Below are 19,675 nucleotides of genomic sequence, written 5' to 3'. Positions count from 1 at the left end.
ATGACTGCCGCCAAAAACCTCAACCTGCGCGCGGGCCTGCTGTCCGTGCTCATCTTCCTCACGCTGCTAGGCATCTGGTACGTGGCCACGTCGTCTTCCGGCGGCGGTGGCGGCACGGCGGGCATGACGGCCGAGCAGATCGAGTACGCCAAGATGATGGGCAAGGACCCGGGCGCATCCAAGAGCGGTGGCTTTCCCACGCTGGGTGCGATGGGCAGCACGGTGTGGGGCCACCTGTCCAACCCGTTCTACGACAACGGTCCCAACGACAAGGGCATCGCCATCCAGCTGGCGCACTCGCTGGGCCGCGTGGCGCTGGGCTTTGGCCTGGCCTGCCTGGTGGCGATCCCGCTCGGCTTCATCATCGGCATGTCGCCGCTGCTGCGCCGCGCGTTCGACCCGTTCATCCAGGTGCTCAAGCCCATCAGCCCGCTGGCGTGGATGCCGCTCGCGCTCTACACCATCAAGGACTCATCCATCTCGGGCATCTTTGTGATCTTCATCTGCTCGGTGTGGCCCATGCTGGTGAACACGGCGTTTGGTGTGGCCTCGGTCAAGCGCGACTGGCTCAACGTGTCGGCCACGCTGGAAGTGAACCCGCTGCGCAAGGCGTTCCTGGTGATCCTGCCTGCCGCAGCGCCCACCATCCTCACGGGCATGCGCATCAGCATGGGCATTGCGTGGCTGGTGATCGTGGCCGCCGAGATGCTGGTGGGCGGCACCGGCATCGGCTACTTCGTGTGGAACGAGTGGAACAACCTGTCGCTCACCAACGTGATCTTCGCCATCCTGGTGATCGGCGTGGTGGGCATGTTGCTCGACCTGGCGTTTGGCCAGCTGCAGAAGGTGGTGACCTATGTGGAGTGATGTTGCCCAGCGCCCGGCTGTTCCAGCCCCTCTTGCCACTGACGCACCGCAACGAAAGGCCTCTGCCGTGACCCAAGGCTTCCTCCAGATCGACCGGCTGAGCAAAGCCTTTGTACCCGCCAAACCCGTGTTTGCCGACGTGTCGTTCACGCTCGACAAGGGCGAGTTCGTCTGCATCATCGGCCACTCGGGCTGCGGCAAGACCACCATCCTGAACGTGCTGGCGGGGCTGGACACTGCCACCTCGGGAACCGTCATCATGGACGGACGCGAAGTGGCCGGGCCCAGCCTGGACCGGGGCGTGGTGTTTCAGAGCCATGCGCTCATGCCCTGGCTCACGGTGCGCCAGAACATCGCGTTCGCCGTGAAGTCGCGCTGGCCGGACTGGAAGAAGAGCCAAGTCGATGCGCATGTGGAGAAGTTCGTGGCGCTGGTAGGCCTGAGCCCTGCCATCGACAAGAAGCCTTCGCAGCTCTCGGGCGGCATGAAGCAGCGCGTGGGCATTGCGCGCGCGTTTTCCATCCAGCCCAAGATGCTGCTGTTGGATGAGCCCTTTGGCGCGCTGGATGCGCTCACGCGCGGCACCATCCAGGACGAGCTGATGACCATCGTGCGCCAGACGCAGCAGACGGTGTTCATGATCACGCACGATGTGGACGAAGCCATTTTGCTGGCCGACCGCATCCTGCTGATGAGCAACGGCAACGAGACGCCCGAGGGCTATCGCCCCGGTGGCATCGCCGAGGTGGTGGTCAACCCGCTACCGCGCGAACGCACGCGCACCAGCCTGCACCACCTGGACGGCTACTACGCGCTGCGCAACCACATTGTGGACTTCCTGGTGACGCGCGCCAAAGCCCACTGAATTCCTGAGCAACCAAGCCCTGTCGTGTTGCCCCTTGTGGGTGGCAGGGAGGGCTGCACCCTGAAGTTTTTGTTCCCCGTTCCAAAACCCATCCAACCGAAGGAGCCATCACCATGAACCGCAACGACGTTACCGAAAAGATCATCAGCACCAAGGTCGCCAAGGGCCTGCAATGGGAGGCCATTGCCAAGAAGGTCGGCCAGTCCAAGGAATGGACCACCGCCCTGTGCCTGGGCCAGATGACCGCCACCCCCGAGCAGGCCAAGATCGTCGGCAAGATCTTCGGCCTCACGGCCGAGGAGCAGAAGTGGCTGCAGGTGGTGCCCTACAAGGGCTCTCTGCCCACGCCCGTACCCACAGACCCGCTTATCTACCGCTGGTACGAGGTGGTGAGCGTGTACGGCACCACCATCAAGGAGCTGATCCACGAAGAGTTTGGCGACGGCATCATGAGCGCCATCGACTTCAGCATGGACATTCAGCGCGAAGCCAATCCCAACGGCGACCGCGTGAATGTGGTCCTGTCGGGCAAGTTCCTGCCGTATAAACAGTACTAACCCCCTGAGTCGCTTCGCGCCTTCCCCCTTTCTCTCGAATTGCTGCGCAATTCGGGAAGGGGGACACCGCCAGCGCGGCGGGGCGGCCCTTGCGCGGCGGTCGCTGGTATGGGCCGCTCCCCCTCTCGGCGCGGTCAGAGTACTTTGACGGCGCGGCCGATGAACTGGATGGGACCCGTGGGTTTGCCAATCGGCGAGCCTGTCGGCGGTTCCAGCGTCAGCTCGAACAACTGGTTGGGCTGCAGCGGCGGAAGCTTGTCCAGCGGGATCTGCAGGGGCTGACCGGGCTGCACCAGGCCCAGCGACACGGGGCCGCTCCAGCCATCGGCCTTGGTCCAGAACTCCAGGGCCTTGTCGGCGGGCACTTCGGCCACGCCCAGCGGAATCAGGCTGATCTGCCGGGGGGAGCTGGCCTGCACCACCCAGCCGGGCGCCTTGTCTTGCGGCGCGACCAGCACCACCATGAACTGCGGCGGCGCGGCCACGGGCGCGGTGCGCGTGACGAGCACTGCCGCGAGCACCGCCGCCATGGCAAAGCCCGAGCCGGCGAGGGCCCGCCACAGGCCCAGGTGGTCCCACCAGCGGACGGACGGCTTGCGCTCGGTGTCGGCGCGGGGTGGCGTGGTAACGGGGGGCGCGGCCTGCTGTGCGCTGGCTGCTTGCAGCGATTGATCGATGCGCGCCCACAAGGCGGCGGGCGGCGCGATGGGCTCGGCCAGCTGGGTCAGCGGCAGCAGGCGGGCTTCCCATTCGGCCACCGCCTGCTGCAGTGCTCGGTCACCGGGCAGGCGTTGCTGGACGGCCTTGCGGTCGGCAGCGGGCAGGGTGCCCAGCACGTACTCGCCAGCCAGCACATGCAGGTCTTCCGGCGAGGGGGTAGGCGGTGGGGTTCGCACATCGGTCATGCCATGCACTCCCGTAGCGATACCAGGCTGCGCCGTATCCATGCTTTCACGGTGCCCAGCGGGGCTCCCAGACGTTCGGCAATTTCGCCGTGCGAGCAGCCGTCCACATAAGCGTGCAGCACGCAGTTGCGCCGGGCCGGGTCCAGGGCCTCCAGGCAATGCTGCAGGCGCCCCAGGCTGGCGTTCAGCGCAAAGGTTTCCTCGACCTCGTGGTGGGCCTGCACAGACATGTCGGCCTCCAGGGCTTGTTGGGTGGTGTCGTCCACATCCACGTGGCGGCTGCCGTCGCGCACGGCGTTCAGGGCCAGATTGCGTACCACGCTGTAGATCCAGCCGCGTGCGCTGCCCCGGCTCGCGTCGTAGCTGGCGGCGCGCGTCCAGATATTGACGCAGGCATCGTGCACGATGTCCTCGGCCAGCGCGCGCTGGCGCACGATGCGCAGCGCCACACCCAATAGCCGTGCGCCCTCCTGCTCGTACAGGCGGTGCATGGCCTGCCTGTCGCCGGCTGCGCAGGCGGCCAGAGCGGCTTCGTAGTCAAAATCGCCAGGGGTGTCGGGCACGGTGTGCAGGCAGCGGGGCAGTGGCTGAAAGGTGGGCGCATCGTAGCCGCAAACCCGTCACCGCCCCGGTGGTAGCCCCCGCTGCGCAGGGGATTGTGTGCGCGTGGTTTACGCGGCCTTCCAGAAGATGTAGTCGGCCTGGTACTTCACGATCTGGCGCTCGCCCTTGTTGGCGGTGGTGCAGGCGGCAGCAGGTGCCACGCCGCCCTTCAAGGCCACGCGCTGGATGAAGGTCACGCCGGTCATGGCGCCGGAGCCCATGGCGGGGTTGGCTTTGACGAGCTGGTAGGGCAGGTTGCCCGTGCCCGATGGTGCCACGGCCAGCTGGGTGGCCGTGAGCTTGGAGCCGTCGTTCGACTCCCAGGTCGCCGGTGGACCGTAGTAGGTGCCCACTTGTTTGCCGCTGCGGTCATTCAGCACGGCCTTGGGGCCCACGAACACCCATTCGGTCTGGCCGGGCATGTTGGCCTTGTCGCGGCATTCGTAGGTAATCTCGCCCACGCCCACGGTTTCCATCGCCACCTTGTTGCCCGCAGGAACCTTGATGCTGTCGGGCAGGCTGTCCTGCGAGTACATGGATTTGGAAGGCGACGACATCATCGAACCGCAGGCGCTCAGCAGCACGGCGGCGGCAATGGCACCCGTCAGGGGCAGCAGGCGGGAGATGGGAGACGTGTGGATGGTCATGGCGTTTCTCTCTGGTCTATGGGTTGATAGGACAGCAGCAAGTTGCGCTGCTGGAGGTACTACCCACGAAAACGCCGTTTGGATGCAGGAGATGCAAAAATTTTTTTCCGATGCCTGCCCGGGCAGCGCGGCGGCCTGTGCCGGGGGCAGTGTCAATGCAGGGTCAACGGCCGGGTGGTGGTCTTGACGCGCACCACGGCTGCCCGGTGCTCATAGGGGGCCGACGGCTGGCCCAGGATGGCGGCCGCCAGCGTGCGCGCCTGCCGGGCAATCGGTTCGATATAGCGGCTGCACTGCCCGTTGATGCTGATGCAATCGCCCAGTGCGTGGATGCGGGGGACGCTGGTTTGCAGCGTGCCTGCGTCCACCGCAATGCCCTGGGCCCAATCGAGCCCTGCACTTTGCGCCAGGCGCTGGGGGGGCACAAGGCCCGCAGCCACCACCACTTCGTCGGCCGCAAAACGTTGCCCGCTGGTGGTGGTGACCCGGTAGCGCGAGCCCACACGCTCCACCTGCTCCACTTGCAGACCGCCTTCAAAGCGGATGGACAGGTCCCTCCAGGCGTCCAGCAGCTGCGGGCCCGCCTGCTGGTCGTGCCAGCGCGCCAGTGGTTCGGTGGCCGTGTCCAGCAGCGTGATGTGGTGGCCGCCCAGTGCCAGGTCGTTGGCCAGCTCACTGCCGACCAGGCCCGCGCCGATGATGAGCACGTCCTTGGGCTGGTCGCCCAGGTGCTGGCGCAGGCGCTGGTAGGCGTCCAGGTGGTTGATGCGCCAGCACAGGCTGGCGGGCAAGCCCGGAGGCAACGCGGCCTGCGCACCGTGGGCCAGCACCAGGTGGCCGTAGCGCAGCACGCCCCGCGTGGTGCGCAATTGGCGGGTGTCGGCGCAGATGCGCACGGCATGGGTGTGGGCCAGCAGGGTGACGCCCAGGCGGTGCGCCGCATCGCGACCGGTTTCGGACACCAGGGCCAGCGGGTCCAGCTGGCGCGCCATGGCCACCGACAGCAAAGGCTTGTCGTACCGGTCGCCCGCGCAGGCCGTCACCAGGGTGATGGGCAGCGTGGCGCTGTGTTGGCGCAGGGTTTCGGCCAGTTGCCAGCCTGCACGGCCCGCGCCGACGATGACCACGCCCGGCTCGCCACGCACGCGCAGGGAGGCGGCTGGCGCTGCGCTGGCCTGCGCCCGCAGCGCCTCCAGCGTGGGGGCTTCGTACGGAGAAAAATCGGCCTTGGTCACTCCACACAGCGGGCAGGCCCAGTCGTCGGGTATGTCCGCCAGCCGCGTGCCCGGCGGCAGGCCGCCATCCGGGTCGCCGTCGGCCTCGCGGTAGACGTAGCCGCAGGCGTTGCAGATGTAGCTTTGCCAGGGCGCCTGGGCGGCCGCGTCGGCAAACGCATCGCACAGCGCCTGCGATGCCGCGCTCAACACGAACTCGGAGGCAACCGACGGCGTGGTGGCGGTGGGGAGGGCGGGCGTCATGCAGGCATCTCCTCGGTGCTGAGCCGGGCGATCTCCTTGCGCAGGTGCTTGATGGCGGGCGTGACGATGGCCACAAAGTGCGACTCGCGCACGCGCCGCTGTACGTCCGAGCTCATGAGGTAGCCGCGTGCACCCTGGTGCATCAGGGCGGACTGGGCGGCGCGCAGGCACAGCTCCGCGCCGTGGGCGCGGGCGTCCAGCACATCGATGAAGAAGTCGGTACGGGTGTCGAACGGCGTCTGGGCCAGTTGCATGACGCGTGCGGTCAGTGCATCCAGCTCGGCCTGCAGCGCGTCGGGCCGGTCTTCCAGGAACTGATTGACATGGCCCAGCTGCGCCTCTACCGCCCACATCGAGTCGATGGCGCCCTGGGTGATGCCCACGGCCATGCCACATTGCAGCATCACAAACGCCGCGCGGATGCGCGCGATGAAAGGACGCGTAGGGTCGGCCATGGTGTCGGCCGTGCCGATGAAATGGTCCTTGAGCCGCAGTGCATAGGTGCCCGTGCCCTCCATGGCCGAGAAGCTGGGGCATTCGCGCATCTCCACGCCCGGTGCGTCGCAGCGCAGCAAAAACATCACCTCGCGCTGGCTGGCCGCACCGTCGGCCTCCACCACCGCTGCAATCGCGCCGCAGTAGTGGTCAGGCCCCAGGTTGCTCACCCAGGGCAGGGTGCCGTTGATGAGGTAGCCGCCCTCCACTGGCGTGGCCTTGAGCAGCAGGCTTTCGATCTGGGCGTAGCTCTTCATGGGGTTGGACAGCGCCGTGCCGCCCATACCCGTGCCGCTGGCGTGGCGCTGCAGCACATCGCCCATCAGCGCGGGGTTGCCCGACTGCTGCAGGTACAGCCCGCACACCGCCTGGCACCACATCATGAAGCCGGTGGCGCCGCACACGCGCGAGGCTTCGGCCATGGCGCGGATGGCCAGGCCGTAGTCGGCCGGGCCTGCGGTGCTGTCCAGGTGCGCGCTCATCGCGCCCACGGCGGCCAGCTGCTGCAGCTCGGCGCAGGGGTAGTAGCCAGTGCGGTCAATCGCTTCCACCTGCGCGGCCAGCGGGCCCTGGGCGATCTGGCGCACGGCGGCCAGCAGCGCATCGCCCCGCAGGGCGCCGTCCAGATGGAGTTGGGGAGGGAGGTCGGCGGGGTTCATGGGGCTCCTTGGGTGCGAAGGGCGGGCTCGGTGGCGGGGCTCTTTAGTCCGCGAGGCTGATCTCGAAGGGGATGGGGTTGCGCATGCTGTTGGCCACGGGCGAGTAGAAGTTGGCGTGCTGCACGATCTCGTCCAGTACCTCGCGCGGTGCATCGCCCTCCACCAGCACCTTCACGCGGATCGCCTGAAATCCCATCTCCGGCGGCGTCTTCTGCAATGCACCACCCGCACCCCAGGCGGCCGGGTTACCGATGTCGCCTTCCATGAAGACCTCGATCTTGCTGAGCTTGACCTGCTTCCAGGTGGCCACGGCCGTGATGCCCACGGCCAGGCAGCCGCCCAGGCCCGACAGCACGATTTCGCCCGGAGCCGGCGCCGTGTCCTGCCCGAACAGGTGCAGGGGCTCGTCCACCACCACCGGCGCATGGTTGCCCACATAGCTCAGCGAGCGGTACTGCCCCTCCATCAGCGTATGGACCTTGTTGGTACCGCGGCTGGCAGGGTTGTTGCGGCCCTTGTCGGCAAAGGCCATCAGCCCGTCGCGGTCGATGGGGCGCAGGTGTGTGTGCACGGTGGTGACAGGGGCAGAGGGTTCCAGCAGATCGGTGGACATGGTGTTCCTTGGAGAAAGAGAAGGGAATGCAAAAAAAGAAGGACAGGGTTCGCCGCGGGCCATGCCCGCTGCAACAACGCACGGGGCTCAGGCCGCCAGCGCCAGCGCAGGCTTTTTGGGGAACTTGACCAGCGGCAGCCCGCTTTCGATCGGCAGCTTGTCGTCGCGCGACCATTCGTTCCACGAGCCGAAGTACATGCGCACATCGGCAAAGCCCGCCTGCTTGAGCGCCAGGAAGGTGTTGGACGCGCGTGCGCCCTTGAAGCAATACAGGTACACCGTGTCCGCCGGGCTGATGCCCGCCGTGGCGCATTCGGCGCGCACTTCATCGGGCGACTTGAACACCGGACCCTGGGGCGAGGGCTTCATGAAGCGGTACCACTCCAGCCACTTGGCGCCCGGCAGGCGGCCCTTGCGGGGCGCAAAGTCCTTGCCATAGGGGCTGGAGCTGTCGCCAATCCACTCGTCCACATCGCGCACGTCCAGCAGCACGGTGTCGGTGCCCAGGGCCTCGATCACATCCTCCTTGGTCAGCATCACATCGGTGGTGGCCAGCTGGGTGGGGAAGATGGCGGGCGTGGGCACCACCGCCTCGGTGGAGACGGGCAGCTCTGCCGCCTTCCAGGCCGAGTAGCCGCCATTCAATACCTTGACCTTGGGGTAGCCCAGCCAGGTCAGCAGGTAGTAGCCCCGGCAGGACTGGCCGTAGCCGCTGTTGAGCGCATCTTCATAGAACACGGCCGTCTCGGCGCCCGACAGGCCGATGGCGCCCAGGTGCGCGGCAAAGGTGTCTTTCAGCTCCTGCAGGCCTTGGGGCGTGGAGGTGGCCAGGTACGTGAAGGTTTCGCGCAGGTTCACCGCGCCGGGGATGTGCCCCAGGGCGTAGGTGTCGGCGTCGCGGGTGTCGATCAGCACCACAGGTTCTGCGGCTTGCAGGGCCAACAGCTGGGTGGGTGAGATGAGGACGGCGTCGGAGGCGGTGGCGGTCACGGTGCTCATGGAAAACCTTTCGGTGCGGTGGTGGGCGGGATGCCTGCCCTCCTTATCGCAACAGGTGTGCCAGAGCTTGTGAATGCAAAGAAATTTGAATGAAATAGGCTGCTAGCGCTTATTGGTAAAGCGCTGGCAGCTACTGATTTAATAGTATTTTGTGCCGACTATCACCAGAGCGCAGCCTGTCCAACGCGGACGCTGAACACTGTGTCTACAAATTGTTGACACAGTGTTGGGCGTCACTTCAAGCCTGCTTTGCGCAGCCGGTAAGCGAACTGCCGGAGCGTCAACCCCAGGCTCTGCGCCGCGCGCGATTGGTTGCCGTGGTGTTCGACCAGCGCAGCCTGCAGCACCTGAACGCTGTGGGACTGGGCCGAGGCGTAGTCGCGCACCAGCGGTGCTGCGGCGATAGGGGTAGACGGCATCTCGGCCTGAATCTGCTGAATGGGCGCCGGTGCGGGTGGCAAAACCACAGCCGCAGCGGGCAGAAACCGGTCCAGCTCGCCACGCGTTACCAGCGTGTCATTGGTCAGCAGCACCAGGCGTTCGATCACATTGCCCAGCTCGCGGATGTTGCCGGGCCAGGGGTGTTCTTCCAGCCGCGCCAGCGCGTCGGGCGAGAGGTTCACGTTGCGCTGGTGCGCCTGGTTGGCGCGGCTCACAAAGTGCAGCGCCAGCGCGCGGATGTCTTCACGCCGCTCGGCCAGCGAGGGCAGATGGATCGGAATCACGTGCAGGCGGTAGTACAGGTCCTGCCGAAAGCGCCCGGCCTCCACATCGGCCGCCAGGTCGCGGTGGGTGGCCGCCACCAGGCGCACGTTGACCTTGACCTCGCGCTGCCCACCCAGGCGCACCAGCGTGCCCTCCTGCAGCGTGCGCAGCAGTTTGGACTGCATGGCCAGCGGCAGCTCGCCAATCTCATCCAGAAAGATGGTGCCGCTGTCGGCCTGCTCGAACCAGCCCGCGCGGGCTGTGCTGGCGCCCGTGAACGCCCCTTTTTCGTAGCCAAACAGTTCAGATTCGAACAGCGCGTCCGGAATGGCTGAGCAGTTGACCTTGATGAAAGGCCGGTCGCGCCGCCCGCTGGCCAGGTGCACGGCGCGCGCAAACAGCTCCTTGCCCGTGCCCGACTGGCCCAGCAGCAGCACGGTGGCCTGGGTTTGCGACACACGCTCGAGCTCGCTCAAGGCCTGCAGCAGCGGTGGCGAGCTGCCAATGAGCCCGTAGCGCGCGCTTTTGGTGTTGAGCGCATTGGCCAGCACGGCGTTGCGCGCCTGCAGCTGCCGCGTCTGCTCGGCGACCAGGGCTTCCAGCTGCAGCAGCTGCCCGACCAGCGTGGCCAGCACGCGCAGCACCGCCAGGTCGTCGTTCAGGTGGCGCTGGCGGCTGCGGATGCGGTGACAGGCCAGCACGCCGATGGGCGCGTTGTTGACCTCGATGGGCAGGGCGATGAAGGCCACCGTCTCGGGCGGCAGCTGGCTGCGCTCCACCGCGCGGACCAGAAACAGCGGTTCGGCATCAATGTCCTGCACGATGGCCGGCTGCCCCGTGGCCAGCACGCGGCCTGTAATGCCCTCGCCCCAGGCGTACCGCCCGCGCTGCACCTCGGCCTGGGTGAGGCCGTAGGCGTGCTGGATGGAGGCGGTGCGCGGCGCTCCGGCTGGGGAGGGGGGTGTGTTGTCCACCAGCACGATGCGCCCCCGGTTCAGGCCCAGCAGTTCGCTCATCAGGTGCAGCATCTCGCGCAGCACCAGGCCCGGCGCCAGGCTGCGGCCGATGAGGCGCATCACCTCGCGCATCAGCAGCAGCTCCTGGGCGTGCCAGTCAGTGGGGCTGTGTGAGCGGGCCGCGCTGGAGGAGGAGGGCGGGGAGGGTGGGGGCATGCCCAGCGCGATTGCAAGTTCTGCGCCCGGTTGAATTACAGTCCCCTGCGTTCTGCCTCTTCACCCACTTTTCACCTTTCTTGAAAGCAACCCCCACCATGACCACCCTCGGAACCCCTCTGTCCCCCCATGCCACCAAAGTCATGCTGCTGGGCTCGGGCGAGCTGGGCAAAGAGGTGCTGATCGCGCTGCAACGCCTGGGGGTGGAAACCATTGCCGTGGACCGCTATGAGAACGCGCCCGGCCAGCAGGTGGCCCACCACGCGCGCACCATCACCATGAGCGACCCGGCCCAGCTCAAGGCGCTGATCGAAGCCGAACGGCCCCACCTGGTGGTGCCCGAGATCGAAGCCATCGCCACCCCCATGCTCGAAGAGCTGGAAGCCGCGGGCACCGTGCGCGTGATCCCCACGGCCCGCGCAGCGCGCCTGACCATGGACCGTGAAGGCATCCGCGTGCTGGCCGCCGAAACGCTGGGCCTGCCCACCAGCCCCTACAAGTTCTGCAATTCGCTGGAAGAACTGCAGGCTGCGATTGACGCAGGTATCGGCTACCCCTGCATCGTCAAGCCCGTGATGAGCAGCTCCGGCAAGGGCCAGAGCAAGATCGACGGCCCCGCCGACGTGCAAAAGGCCTGGGACTACGCCATGGCCGGTGGCCGCGTGAGCCACGGCCGCGTGATCGTCGAGGGCTTCATCGACTTTGACTACGAGATCACCCAGCTCACCGTGCGGTCGGTGGGCACAGATGGCCAAATCACCACCAGCTTCTGCGACCCCATCGGCCATGTGCAGGTGAGTGGCGACTATGTGGAAAGCTGGCAGCCCCACCCCATGCACCCGACCGCACTCGAAAAGTCGCGCCAGATCGCCAAGGCCGTCACCGACAACCTGGGCGGCCAGGGATTGTTTGGCGTGGAGCTGTTCGTGAAGGGCGAGAACGTGTGGTTCAGCGAAGTGAGCCCCCGCCCGCACGACACGGGCCTGGTCACGCTGTGCACCCAGCACCAGAGCGAGTTCGAGCTGCACGCCCGCGCCATCCTGGGCCTGCCCGTGGACACCAGCCTGCGCAACCCCGGCGCCAGCGCCGTCATCTACGGCGGCGTGGAAGCCCAGGGCATCGTGTTCGATGGTGTGGAAGAAGCCCTGCGCGTGCCGGGCACCGATCTGCGCCTGTTCGGCAAGCCCGAGAGTTTTGTGAAGCGCCGCATGGGCGTGGCGCTGGCTCGGGCTCAGAATGTGGACACGGCGCGCGCGAACGCCAAGCTGGCGGCGAGCAAGGTCAGGCCCCGCGTGGCCTGATAGCCTGCGGCCGCAGTTGCGGCGGGCCGGTGCGACGACGGCGCTTCTGTGAAGGAGAACCCCTGTGAGCCTGAGTGCGCGGATCCTGTGGCTGGTGCTGGCAGCCTCTTTGTTGCCTGTGCCGGCCCTGGTGTGGCTGCTTTTGGAGTTCCGGGTGGCCACCACCGGACAGGCGCGCGACCGACTGGTGGCCCGGGCAGGCATCATTGCCAGCGACCTGGACGACAAGATCGCTGGTACCGGGCAACTCCTGTTTGGCCTTGGGCGCGTACCCCTGCTGGCGGCGGGCGATAAGGCCGCCTGCTCTGATTTCCTGGCAGATGTCCTCAAGGAACATCCTCAGTACACCGGCATCCTCACCATCCAGCCCGATGGCTCCCTGTTCTGTGATTCGCTGCGCAGTGGCCGTACCCTGGACCTCCGGGACCGCAGTTACTTTCAGCGTGCGCTGACGGCCTCCGGGCCGGTGCTGGAAGCGGTCATAGGCCGCCTGACGGGCAAGGGGGTGCTGCAGGTGGCCTACCCGGTGCGCGATGCGGGAGGCGCGTTGCGCTTCATCCTGCTGGCCTCGCTCGACATGCAGGACTACGGGCAGGCCACGGTGCATGCACAGCGCTATGAGCGCATGCATCTGCAGGTATGGAATGCCGACGGTTCGGTGGTCATGGACTTCCGGCGGCCGGAGGTGGCGCCGCTGACCCTGGGGGACGCCGAACGCACTTTCATGTTGCAAGCAGTCGAAGGGCATGCCGTGATGGAGGGGGCCGATCGCGTGCGTCGCGTCTGGGTGCGCGCCCAGTTGCCGCGCGCACAGGGCTCGGATCTGCGTCTGGCCCTGGCCGTGCCCGAGGACGACCTGCGTGGCCCGGTGGAGCGCCAGTTCCGGCGCGCACTGCTGGGGGTGCTGGCGCTGGCGGTCATCGTGTTCGTTGCGGCTTTTCTGTTGGTGGAATTTGCGGTGCGCCGCCATGCCATGCGCGCCATACGTGCCATTGGCCGCATGGATGCTGGCAACTACGCCGAACCCATTGGTACACCCTATCCACCGGGAGAGCTGGGGCAGGTGGCCCGGGCACTGGACCGGATGGCGGAGTCCCTGCTGCGCCAGCAGCAGTCCATCGCGCAACACACGGAGACGCTGGAGCGCCAGGCGCGGCGAGACCCCCTGACCGACTTGGCCAACCGCTACAGCCTCACGGAGCGGCTGGACGCGGCGTTGGACCGGGCGCGGGAGCAGGGCCACTGCGTGGCCGTTCTGGCCATGGACCTGGACCGGTTCAAAGGGGTGAATGACAGCCTGGGACATGCCCGGGGCGATGCCTTGCTCAAGGAGGTGGCGGTCCGGTTGCAGGGTTGTGTGCGTCCTGGCGATGTGGTGGCCCGGCCGGGTGGGGATGAGTTTGTGGTGGTGCTGCCCGACCTGCCGGACCCGGCGGTGGTGGAGCCCATGGCGCGGCGCATTGTGCGGGCGCTGACCCTGCCTGTGGAGACCGGCACGTCCAGCTGGTTGCTGGGCACCAGCCTGGGCATTGCGGTCTTCCCGCAGGATGGGGACTCTGGCGACCTGTTGTTGCGCAATGCAGACGTGGCCATGTACGACGCCAAGGACCTGGGGGGGAATCGACTGGCTTTCTTCAGCCCGCACATGACGGAGGTGTTGACGGAGCGCCTGCGGGTGGAGGCGGGCCTGCGCCATGCCATCGAGCACGACGGGCTGCGCCTGCACTATCAGCCCATCATGGATGCGCGGACGGGTCGGGTGTCGTCGGTGGAGGCGCTGGTGCGGTGGGCGGACCCGGAGCGTGGGCTGGTGTCTCCGCTGCAGTTCATCGGCATTGCGGAAGAAACGGGGCTGATCGTGCCACTGGGCGAATGGGTGCTGAACGAGGCCTGCGCGCAGGCACGGCGGTGGCTGGATGCCGGGTGGGGGGAGATCCCGGTGGCGGTGAACCTCTCGGCCCGTCAGTTCCAGGAGCCCGAGCTGGACCAGGTGGTGGCCCGCGCCTTGCAAAGCACCGGGTGCCCACCCCGGTTGCTGCAATTGGAAATCACTGAAAGCTCGATCATGGAGCCCGTGGAGGAGGCCCTGCAGACCATGCAGCGCCTCACCGCTCTGGGTGTGCAGCTGGCCATCGACGACTTCGGCACCGGCTATTCTTCACTGAGCCAGCTCAAGCGGTTTCCGGTGCGCAAGCTCAAGATCGACCGCTCTTTCGTCAACGACCTGGGGAGCAACGACCGGGGCGAAATGCTGGTGGACGCCATCGTGGCCCTGGCGCAAAGGCTGGGCCTGCGCACGGTGGCCGAGGGCGTGGAAACCGACCACCAAGCCCAGTGGCTGGCCCGGCTGGGCTGCGACGAACTACAGGGTTACCTCTTTTCCCAGCCTTGCGCGCCACAAGACCTTGAAAACTGGTGGCAGGGCCGGGTGGCAGGCCCTCCCGCCGGCCCTATTCCCGGATCTGCCGCCCCGTGAGCTTGAGGAACAAATCCTCCAGATTCGCAGGCCGGTGCAGCGTGCGCAGGTGGCCATGCTGCCCCAGCGCCTGCAACAGCGGCTGGGCGTTCTGGGTGTAGAAAAACACCGTCTCGCCGCTGATCTCCACGCGCGCGGCCAGGGCACGCAGCGCGGCGTCTTCGGACATCTGCACGGCCCCCACGCCGAACACCTCCACCACATCCGGCTCCAGGTGCTGGGCGATCAGCTCGCGCGGGCGGCCTTCCGCAATCTTGCGGCCGTGGTCCAGCACCAGCAGGCGCGAGCACAGGCGCTCGGCCTCGTCCATGAAGTGGGTGGTCAGCAGGATCGACTTGCCTTGCTGCAGCAGCAGTTGCAGGCGCTCCCACATCAGGTGGCGGGCTTGCGGGTCCAGGCCTGTGGTGGGCTCGTCCAGCAGCAGCAGGCGCGGGTTGTTGACCAGCGCGCGCGCCAGCGACAGGCGCCGCTTCATGCCGCCCGACAGCTCGCCCGGCTTGGCGTCGGCCTTGTGGGTGAGGGCTGCGAACTCCAGCAACTGGGGTACACGCTCGTCCATCACTGCGCCCTTCAGCCCAAAGTAGCGGCCGAATACGCGCAGGTTCTCGGCGCAGGTGAAGTCTGGGTCGAGGGTGTCAAACTGCGTGACCACGCCCAGTTGCGCCTTGATGCCTAGCGCATCGCGTGGCATGTGCAGCGGTGCGGTGCCGGGCTTGGAGGTGAAATGCACTTCGCCGCCATCCGGTGACGCCAGGCCCAGGCACATGCGAATGGTAGTGGTCTTTCCAGCACCGTTGGGGCCGATGACGCCCAGGCATTCGCCGGGAGCAATCGCGAAGGACACGTCGTCCACCACGGTGGTCTCGCCATAACGTTTGCGCAGATGCAGAGCTTCAAAAAGTGCAGTCATGGGGCGATTGTGTGCGATGCTGGCGCTGCCCACGAGGGCCGCGTGCCGGGTGTCCATCGATCGGCTTTCGCGCCAAGGCGTGTGGTCACTGCGGGGGCCGGCATTTGTTGCCCAGATGGCGTGACAGAGCGAAAGGGGATATGGGAATTGCAGCGCTGGATACCGGCTACGTAGAACTGCCTTTGGGCACACTCGATGCCACCCGTATCGAAGCGGTGTGGCGCTGTGGCGTTGCTGCAGGGCAGCCGCAGCGGGTGCTGCCAGACGGCCGGATGGATCTGGTCGCGCATTGTGTGCTGCAGCCAGACGGCTCTGTGGCGTCGGTCCGGCCGGTAGTGGCGGGCCCCGCCGACACACCCACGCAGGTGGTTTTGCGGTCCAACACCGTGCTGGTAGGCGTGCGCTTTCACATTGGCTGGGGGGGCGTGTGTCTGGGGGTTGTACCGCGTACGCTGCGCAACCAAGCCCTCACGGGGCCATGTGCCTTGGCGCTGCTGGGGCCGCTGGCCGATGCGGTTGTGCGCGCAGACTCCTTGCCCCGTGTGCAGGCCGCCTTGTGTGCCGTGGCTAGTACGCTGGCTGCTCGGGCGGTGGTAACGGCTGCGCACGGCCGCGCACTCCAGGCCATCGCGCAGATGAAACAGCGCATTCAGGCGGGGGACGTTGGCGACGCGCCGGGCGCAGAAAGTCCGTCGCGTACGCTGCGCCGGGACATGGTGGAGGCTGCGGGGTACCCGCTGCGGACCCTGTCGGGGGTCTTGCGCTTCCAGCGCGCTATGGAGCTGCTGGATACCGGCGTTGGCACGCTCAGTGACGTGGCCATGGCGGCCGGTTACGCCGACCAGGCTCACATGACCCGTGAGTTCCGCCGGTTTGGCGGCTTTACGCCCGCAGCGCCAGCGCCAGCTCCGCTGGTCCGCTTGTTCGTATAAAAACGGATCCGGATCTGTGGGAAGGTCCTTGGGCTGCAATTGGAGCGTGGCCGAAACGTTCAAGACGCGAACCTTGCGTGGGGCCAGACTGTCGGTTTCTGATTGCCCAAATGCCATGCACAGTCAATCCCTGTTCCAGTTGGAAGACCCCCATGCCATGCACCACCTCATGCGCGCTTATCCATTGGCCACTTTGGTGGCTGTGACGCGCGAGGGGCTGGAGGCGAATCTGCTGCCCCTGGAACTTTGTACCGAAGCGGGTGGAGCCACTCGCCTGCGGGGACATGTGGGCCGGGAGCATCCGCTGGTGCAGCCGGGCAGGGATGGCATCGAGGTGCTGGTCGTTTTTCAGAGCCCCAACGCCTACATTTCACCGCGCTGGTATGTGAATGGCCAGCGCAGCGGACGCTTGGCACCCAGCTGGAACTACGCAGCGGTCGAGGCCCGGGGGCGTCTGCGTTGCATCGATTGCCGCGACTGGCTGCAGGCCCACCTGAAGGCGCTCACGCTATCGCAGGAGGTCTGGCGCGATGCGCCGTGGCTGCTGGAGCATGCCGACTCCGGTTTTGTGGAAGAGGCCGCCCGGCGTTTGCGGGGTTTTGAAATAGATATCGATCACCTGACCGGCAAACGTTTCCTGTCGCAGCAACGCACCGAAGCGGACCGGTGTAGCCTGATCGAGCACCTGTCCAAGGAGCGCTCTGGCGCCGCGCGCGATGTGGCACGGCTCATGGCTTCCTGATGGAAATGTTCAAAAAAAGCTGTGAGCGCTTTTTTTTTAAGCACTCGTTGCTATCCCAAAAATAGCATTTCGCGAAATGGAACGCATCAGGAGGCGGACATCAACCGGCCACGACCTGCGGTTTTTGCCTCATACAACGCGCCGTCGGCACGGGCCATCAGTTCCGCCAGTGCGGCCTCACAGGGCTGCAGGACGGCCATCCCGGCGCTGTAGTCCAGCGCAAAGCCCAGCTCGGCCACACTGGCTGCGTGCAGGCGCCGGCGCAGTCGCCGGTCCAAGGCCAGTCCGGCGGGCTCGCTGTTGTGCAACAGCAGCACACCAAACTCCTCGCCACCCAGGCGGCCAACCAGGTCGCCGCTGCGGCAGGTGTCACCCAGCAGGCGGGCAAACAGTTGCAGGGCGCGGTCTCCGGCCTCGTGGCCGTGGGTGTCGTTGACCTGCTTGAAGTGGTCCAGGTCCAGCATCATTGCCGTCATGGGCAACTGGTGGCGTGCGGCGTGGGCCAGCAGGCTGCTGCCTTGGGTGGTGAAGCCGCGCCGGTTGAGCACGCCGGTGAGGCCGTCGGTCATCGCCAGCGTGCGCAGCTTGTGTTCAGCCTCCGACCGCCAGGCCACCAGCAGGGCGACCGTGCCCAGCACCAGGCTCACATTGGTGGCCACAGCAGCTGCCAGGTTGACGGGATGGGGCGTGCGAAAGCTGGGGTACTGGTCGGTGAAGGCGCCCAGCATGCCCCGCGCCAACGTGAACGCGGCCGACGTCAGCAGGCAGCCCAACAGCAGGCTGCGCCAGCGCAGGTTGGCCTCGACCACAGGCGCCAGGGTGGCGCGCGCAACGATGCACAGGATGGTGGCCAATACAAAGTTGGCCCAGCCCACGCGCCAGGCGTAGTGACCAAAGCCCAGGGTGTAGCCCAGCGGGGCGGCTATCACCAGCACCAGCAGCAGGCGGCGCAAGGGACGGGGGCCCAGCCATTCTTCGAGCGCCCGGTACAGCATCCACTGTGCGGCCGCGTTGCAGGCAATCGACACGGTGGAAAGGGCCTGGTCCCACAGGGTGGATGAGGCAATGATGGCCGCCCAGGCCACGGCCTGCAGCAGCATGCTGGCCTGCACATGGCGGGCCGCGCGGCTCACGTCCCGGCCCATGATCAGCGGCAGCGCGGCCGAGATCATGAACAGGTTGGCCGCCATGACCGTCATCAGCGTGAGGAAATCCAGTGGCATACGCAGCGGCCCCGGGGCCTGTGTTTACTGAAAAGCGACCTCGGCAAAGCTGCGCAGCTTGCGGCTGTGCAGGCGGTCCACGCCGCCGTTGCGCAGGATCTCGATGGCGCGCATGCCGATGCGCAGGTGCTGGTCCACCCGCTCGCGGTAGAAGTGGTTGGCCATGCCGGGCAGCTTGATTTCGCCGTGCAGGGGCTTGTCGCTCACGCACAGCAGGGTGCCGTAGGGCACGCGAAAGCGAAAGCCATTGGCGGCGATGGTGGCACTTTCCATGTCCAGCGCCACGGCGCGGCTCTGGCTGAAACGGCGCTGGGGCGTGTTGTCGGGCAGCAGCTCCCAGTTGCGGTTGTCGGTGCTGGCCACGGTGCCGGTGCGCATCACGCGCTTCAGGTCGGCGCCGCTGATCTGTGTGACATCGGCCACGGCCTGCTGCAATGCGAGCTGGATCTCGGCCAGCGCCGGGATGGGCACCCACAGCGGCAGGTCTTCGTCCAGCACATGGTCCTCACGCACATAGGCGTGGGCCAGCACGTAGTCGCCCAGCTGTTGGCTGTTGCGCAGGCCCGCGCAGTGGCCCAGCATCATCCAGGCGTGGGGGCGCAACACGGCGATGTGGTCGGTGATGGTCTTGGCGTTGGCGGGGCCTACGCCGATGTTGACCATGGTGATGCCGCTGCTGTCTGCGCGCACGAGGTGGTAGCCGGGCATTTGCGGCAAGCGCGGCGGGGCTACGCCCAGTTCGTCGCCGGGCTGGGCACTCAATCCCACGCGGCGGGTGACCACGTTGCCCGGCTCGATGAAGGCGATGTATTCACTGTCGGGCTTGGCCATCTCGGCGTGGCCCAGGCGCACAAATTCGTCGATGTAGAACTGGTAATTCGTGAACAGCACGAAGTTCTGGAACCACTCGGGCGCCGTTCCCGTGTAGTGGCGCAGGCGGTGCAGCGAGTAGTCCACGCGCGGCGCGGTGAACAGCGACAGCGGCTGCGCCTCGCCTGGGCGGGCCTGCCAGGTGCCGTTGGCGATGCCGTCGTCCATGGCAGCCAGGTCGGGCAGGTCGAACACGTCGCGCATCAGCATGCGGCGCTCGGGCGTCAGCGTGCCCTCGATGTGGTCGTGCTCGGCAAACGAAAAATGGATCGGAATGGGGTGGGCGCTGGTGCCCACTTCCAGCTCCACGTTGTGGCTGGCGCGCAGCAGGCGAAACTGCTCGGCGTAGTAGTGAGCGAACAGGTCGGGCCGGGTGAGGGTGGTTTCGTAGCGCCCAGGGCCTTCCACAAAACCATAGGCCAGCTTGGTGTCGGCCCGCGCCACGGTGGTGGTGTGCACCCGTACAAAGGGGTAGAACGCGCGCACGGCGCCTTCGGGCGTTTCGCCCGCCACAAAACGCTGCATGGCGTCGCGCAGGTGGCCAATCTGTTGCTGGTAAATGCGCTGCACCTGGGCCAGTGCGTCGGCCGGGTCGGTGTGGCGGGTGGGGGCGATGAAGTCGGGGATGAGGGGCATGCCCCTATTGTCCACAAGCC

General features: G+C 66.8%; 18 protein-coding genes. 7 read left to right on the top strand and 11 right to left on the bottom strand.

All coding sequences use genetic code 11. The annotated features are described in order from the left end of the window. The 3 genes from ntrB (at nt 1) to cynS (ending at nt 2,289) form a co-directional block, all read left to right on the top strand. Nucleotides 1-867, top strand: coding sequence for a nitrate ABC transporter permease (ntrB, locus tag ACODS0_RS11515; protein ID WP_488835016.1), 867 nt, complete (start codon nt 1-3; stop codon nt 865-867). Then, complete coding sequence (locus ACODS0_RS11510; RefSeq protein ID WP_060985504.1) at nt 857-1,732, top strand: ABC transporter ATP-binding protein; 876 nt, start codon at nt 857-859, stop codon at nt 1,730-1,732. Before ntrB ends, ACODS0_RS11510 begins: the two co-directional genes overlap by 11 nt. Nucleotides 1,733-1,845: 113 nt before the next feature. Beyond that, complete coding sequence (cynS, locus tag ACODS0_RS11505; protein WP_008905293.1) at nt 1,846-2,289, top strand: cyanase; 444 nt, start codon at nt 1,846-1,848, stop codon at nt 2,287-2,289. 134 nt (nt 2,290-2,423) lie between these two features. Here the strand turns inward: cynS and ACODS0_RS11500 are convergent, their stop codons facing one another. From ACODS0_RS11500 to ACODS0_RS11465, 8 genes are all read right to left on the bottom strand, one after another. Further along, complete coding sequence (locus tag ACODS0_RS11500) at nt 2,424-3,194, bottom strand: anti-sigma factor (RefSeq protein WP_488835013.1); 771 nt, start codon at nt 3,192-3,194, stop codon at nt 2,424-2,426. After that, nucleotides 3,191-3,757 (bottom strand): sigma-70 family RNA polymerase sigma factor, encoded by a 567-nt coding sequence (locus ACODS0_RS11495; RefSeq protein WP_488835011.1) that lies wholly within the window; start codon nt 3,755-3,757, stop codon nt 3,191-3,193. Before ACODS0_RS11495 ends, ACODS0_RS11500 begins: the two co-directional genes overlap by 4 nt. Before the next feature lie 108 nt (nt 3,758-3,865). Further along, nucleotides 3,866-4,444 carry a DUF3455 domain-containing protein gene (locus ACODS0_RS11490; RefSeq protein ID WP_066789470.1) on the bottom strand — a complete coding sequence of 193 codons (579 nt, stop codon included), beginning with the start codon at nt 4,442-4,444 and terminating at the stop codon, nt 3,866-3,868. Nucleotides 4,445-4,596: 152 nt separating this feature from the next. Next, nucleotides 4,597-5,922, bottom strand: coding sequence for an FAD-dependent oxidoreductase (locus tag ACODS0_RS11485; RefSeq protein WP_488835008.1), 1,326 nt, complete (start codon nt 5,920-5,922; stop codon nt 4,597-4,599). Continuing rightward, a complete protein-coding gene (locus tag ACODS0_RS11480) occupies nt 5,919-7,076 on the bottom strand; it encodes an acyl-CoA dehydrogenase family protein (protein ID WP_488835006.1) in 1,158 nt (385 codons plus the stop codon). The genes ACODS0_RS11485 and ACODS0_RS11480 overlap by 4 nt, the downstream gene beginning before the upstream one ends. Nucleotides 7,077-7,119: 43 nt before the next feature. Next, nucleotides 7,120-7,689 (bottom strand): OsmC family protein, encoded by a 570-nt coding sequence (locus ACODS0_RS11475; protein WP_488835004.1) that lies wholly within the window; start codon nt 7,687-7,689, stop codon nt 7,120-7,122. A gap of 87 nt (nt 7,690-7,776) precedes the next feature. Then, entirely contained in the window at nt 7,777-8,688 is a 912-nt protein-coding gene (locus tag ACODS0_RS11470) for a sulfurtransferase (protein WP_056745584.1), read from the bottom strand. Nucleotides 8,689-8,921: 233 nt separating this feature from the next. Then, nucleotides 8,922-10,565, bottom strand: coding sequence for a sigma-54 interaction domain-containing protein (locus ACODS0_RS11465; RefSeq protein ID WP_488835002.1), 1,644 nt, complete (start codon nt 10,563-10,565; stop codon nt 8,922-8,924). 98 nt (nt 10,566-10,663) lie between these two features. On the opposite strand from ACODS0_RS11465, the gene purT reads away from it, so the two are divergent. Both purT and ACODS0_RS11455 read left to right on the top strand, forming a co-directional pair. After that, nucleotides 10,664-11,866 carry a formate-dependent phosphoribosylglycinamide formyltransferase gene (purT, locus tag ACODS0_RS11460; RefSeq protein ID WP_488835001.1) on the top strand — a complete coding sequence of 401 codons (1,203 nt, stop codon included), beginning with the start codon at nt 10,664-10,666 and terminating at the stop codon, nt 11,864-11,866. A 64-nt stretch (nt 11,867-11,930) separates the two neighbouring features. Then, nucleotides 11,931-14,342: a putative bifunctional diguanylate cyclase/phosphodiesterase gene (locus tag ACODS0_RS11455; RefSeq protein WP_488834997.1), complete on the top strand. Its 2,412-nt coding sequence runs from the start codon at nt 11,931-11,933 to the stop codon at nt 14,340-14,342. Here the strand turns inward: ACODS0_RS11455 and ACODS0_RS11450 are convergent. Then, nucleotides 14,317-15,252 (bottom strand): ATP-binding cassette domain-containing protein, encoded by a 936-nt coding sequence (locus ACODS0_RS11450; RefSeq protein ID WP_488834994.1) that lies wholly within the window; start codon nt 15,250-15,252, stop codon nt 14,317-14,319. The two genes, ACODS0_RS11455 and ACODS0_RS11450, sit on opposite strands and share 26 nt — an antisense overlap. A gap of 140 nt (nt 15,253-15,392) precedes the next feature. Between ACODS0_RS11450 and ACODS0_RS11445 the strand changes: the two genes are divergently transcribed. Both ACODS0_RS11445 and ACODS0_RS11440 read left to right on the top strand, forming a co-directional pair. Then, nucleotides 15,393-16,184, top strand: coding sequence for a helix-turn-helix domain-containing protein (locus tag ACODS0_RS11445; protein WP_488834993.1), 792 nt, complete (start codon nt 15,393-15,395; stop codon nt 16,182-16,184). A 115-nt stretch (nt 16,185-16,299) separates the two neighbouring features. After that, on the top strand, nt 16,300-16,926 hold the full coding sequence (locus ACODS0_RS11440; protein WP_488834990.1) for an FMN-binding negative transcriptional regulator: 627 nt from the start codon (nt 16,300-16,302) through the stop codon (nt 16,924-16,926). A gap of 86 nt (nt 16,927-17,012) precedes the next feature. On the opposite strand, the gene ACODS0_RS11435 is transcribed toward ACODS0_RS11440, so the two are convergent. Beyond that, nucleotides 17,013-18,149, bottom strand: coding sequence for a GGDEF domain-containing protein (locus ACODS0_RS11435; RefSeq protein ID WP_488834989.1), 1,137 nt, complete (start codon nt 18,147-18,149; stop codon nt 17,013-17,015). Between the two features lie 24 nt (nt 18,150-18,173). Beyond that, entirely contained in the window at nt 18,174-19,655 is a 1,482-nt protein-coding gene (locus ACODS0_RS11430; RefSeq protein WP_176888171.1) for an AMP nucleosidase, read from the bottom strand. Nucleotides 19,656-19,675 lie beyond the last annotated feature (20 nt).

It is taken from the genome of Acidovorax sp. FG60 (assembly GCF_057808995.1).
The sequence above is the reverse complement of the archived record's forward strand: the minus strand, read 5'-3'. Positions and strand labels throughout refer to the sequence as shown.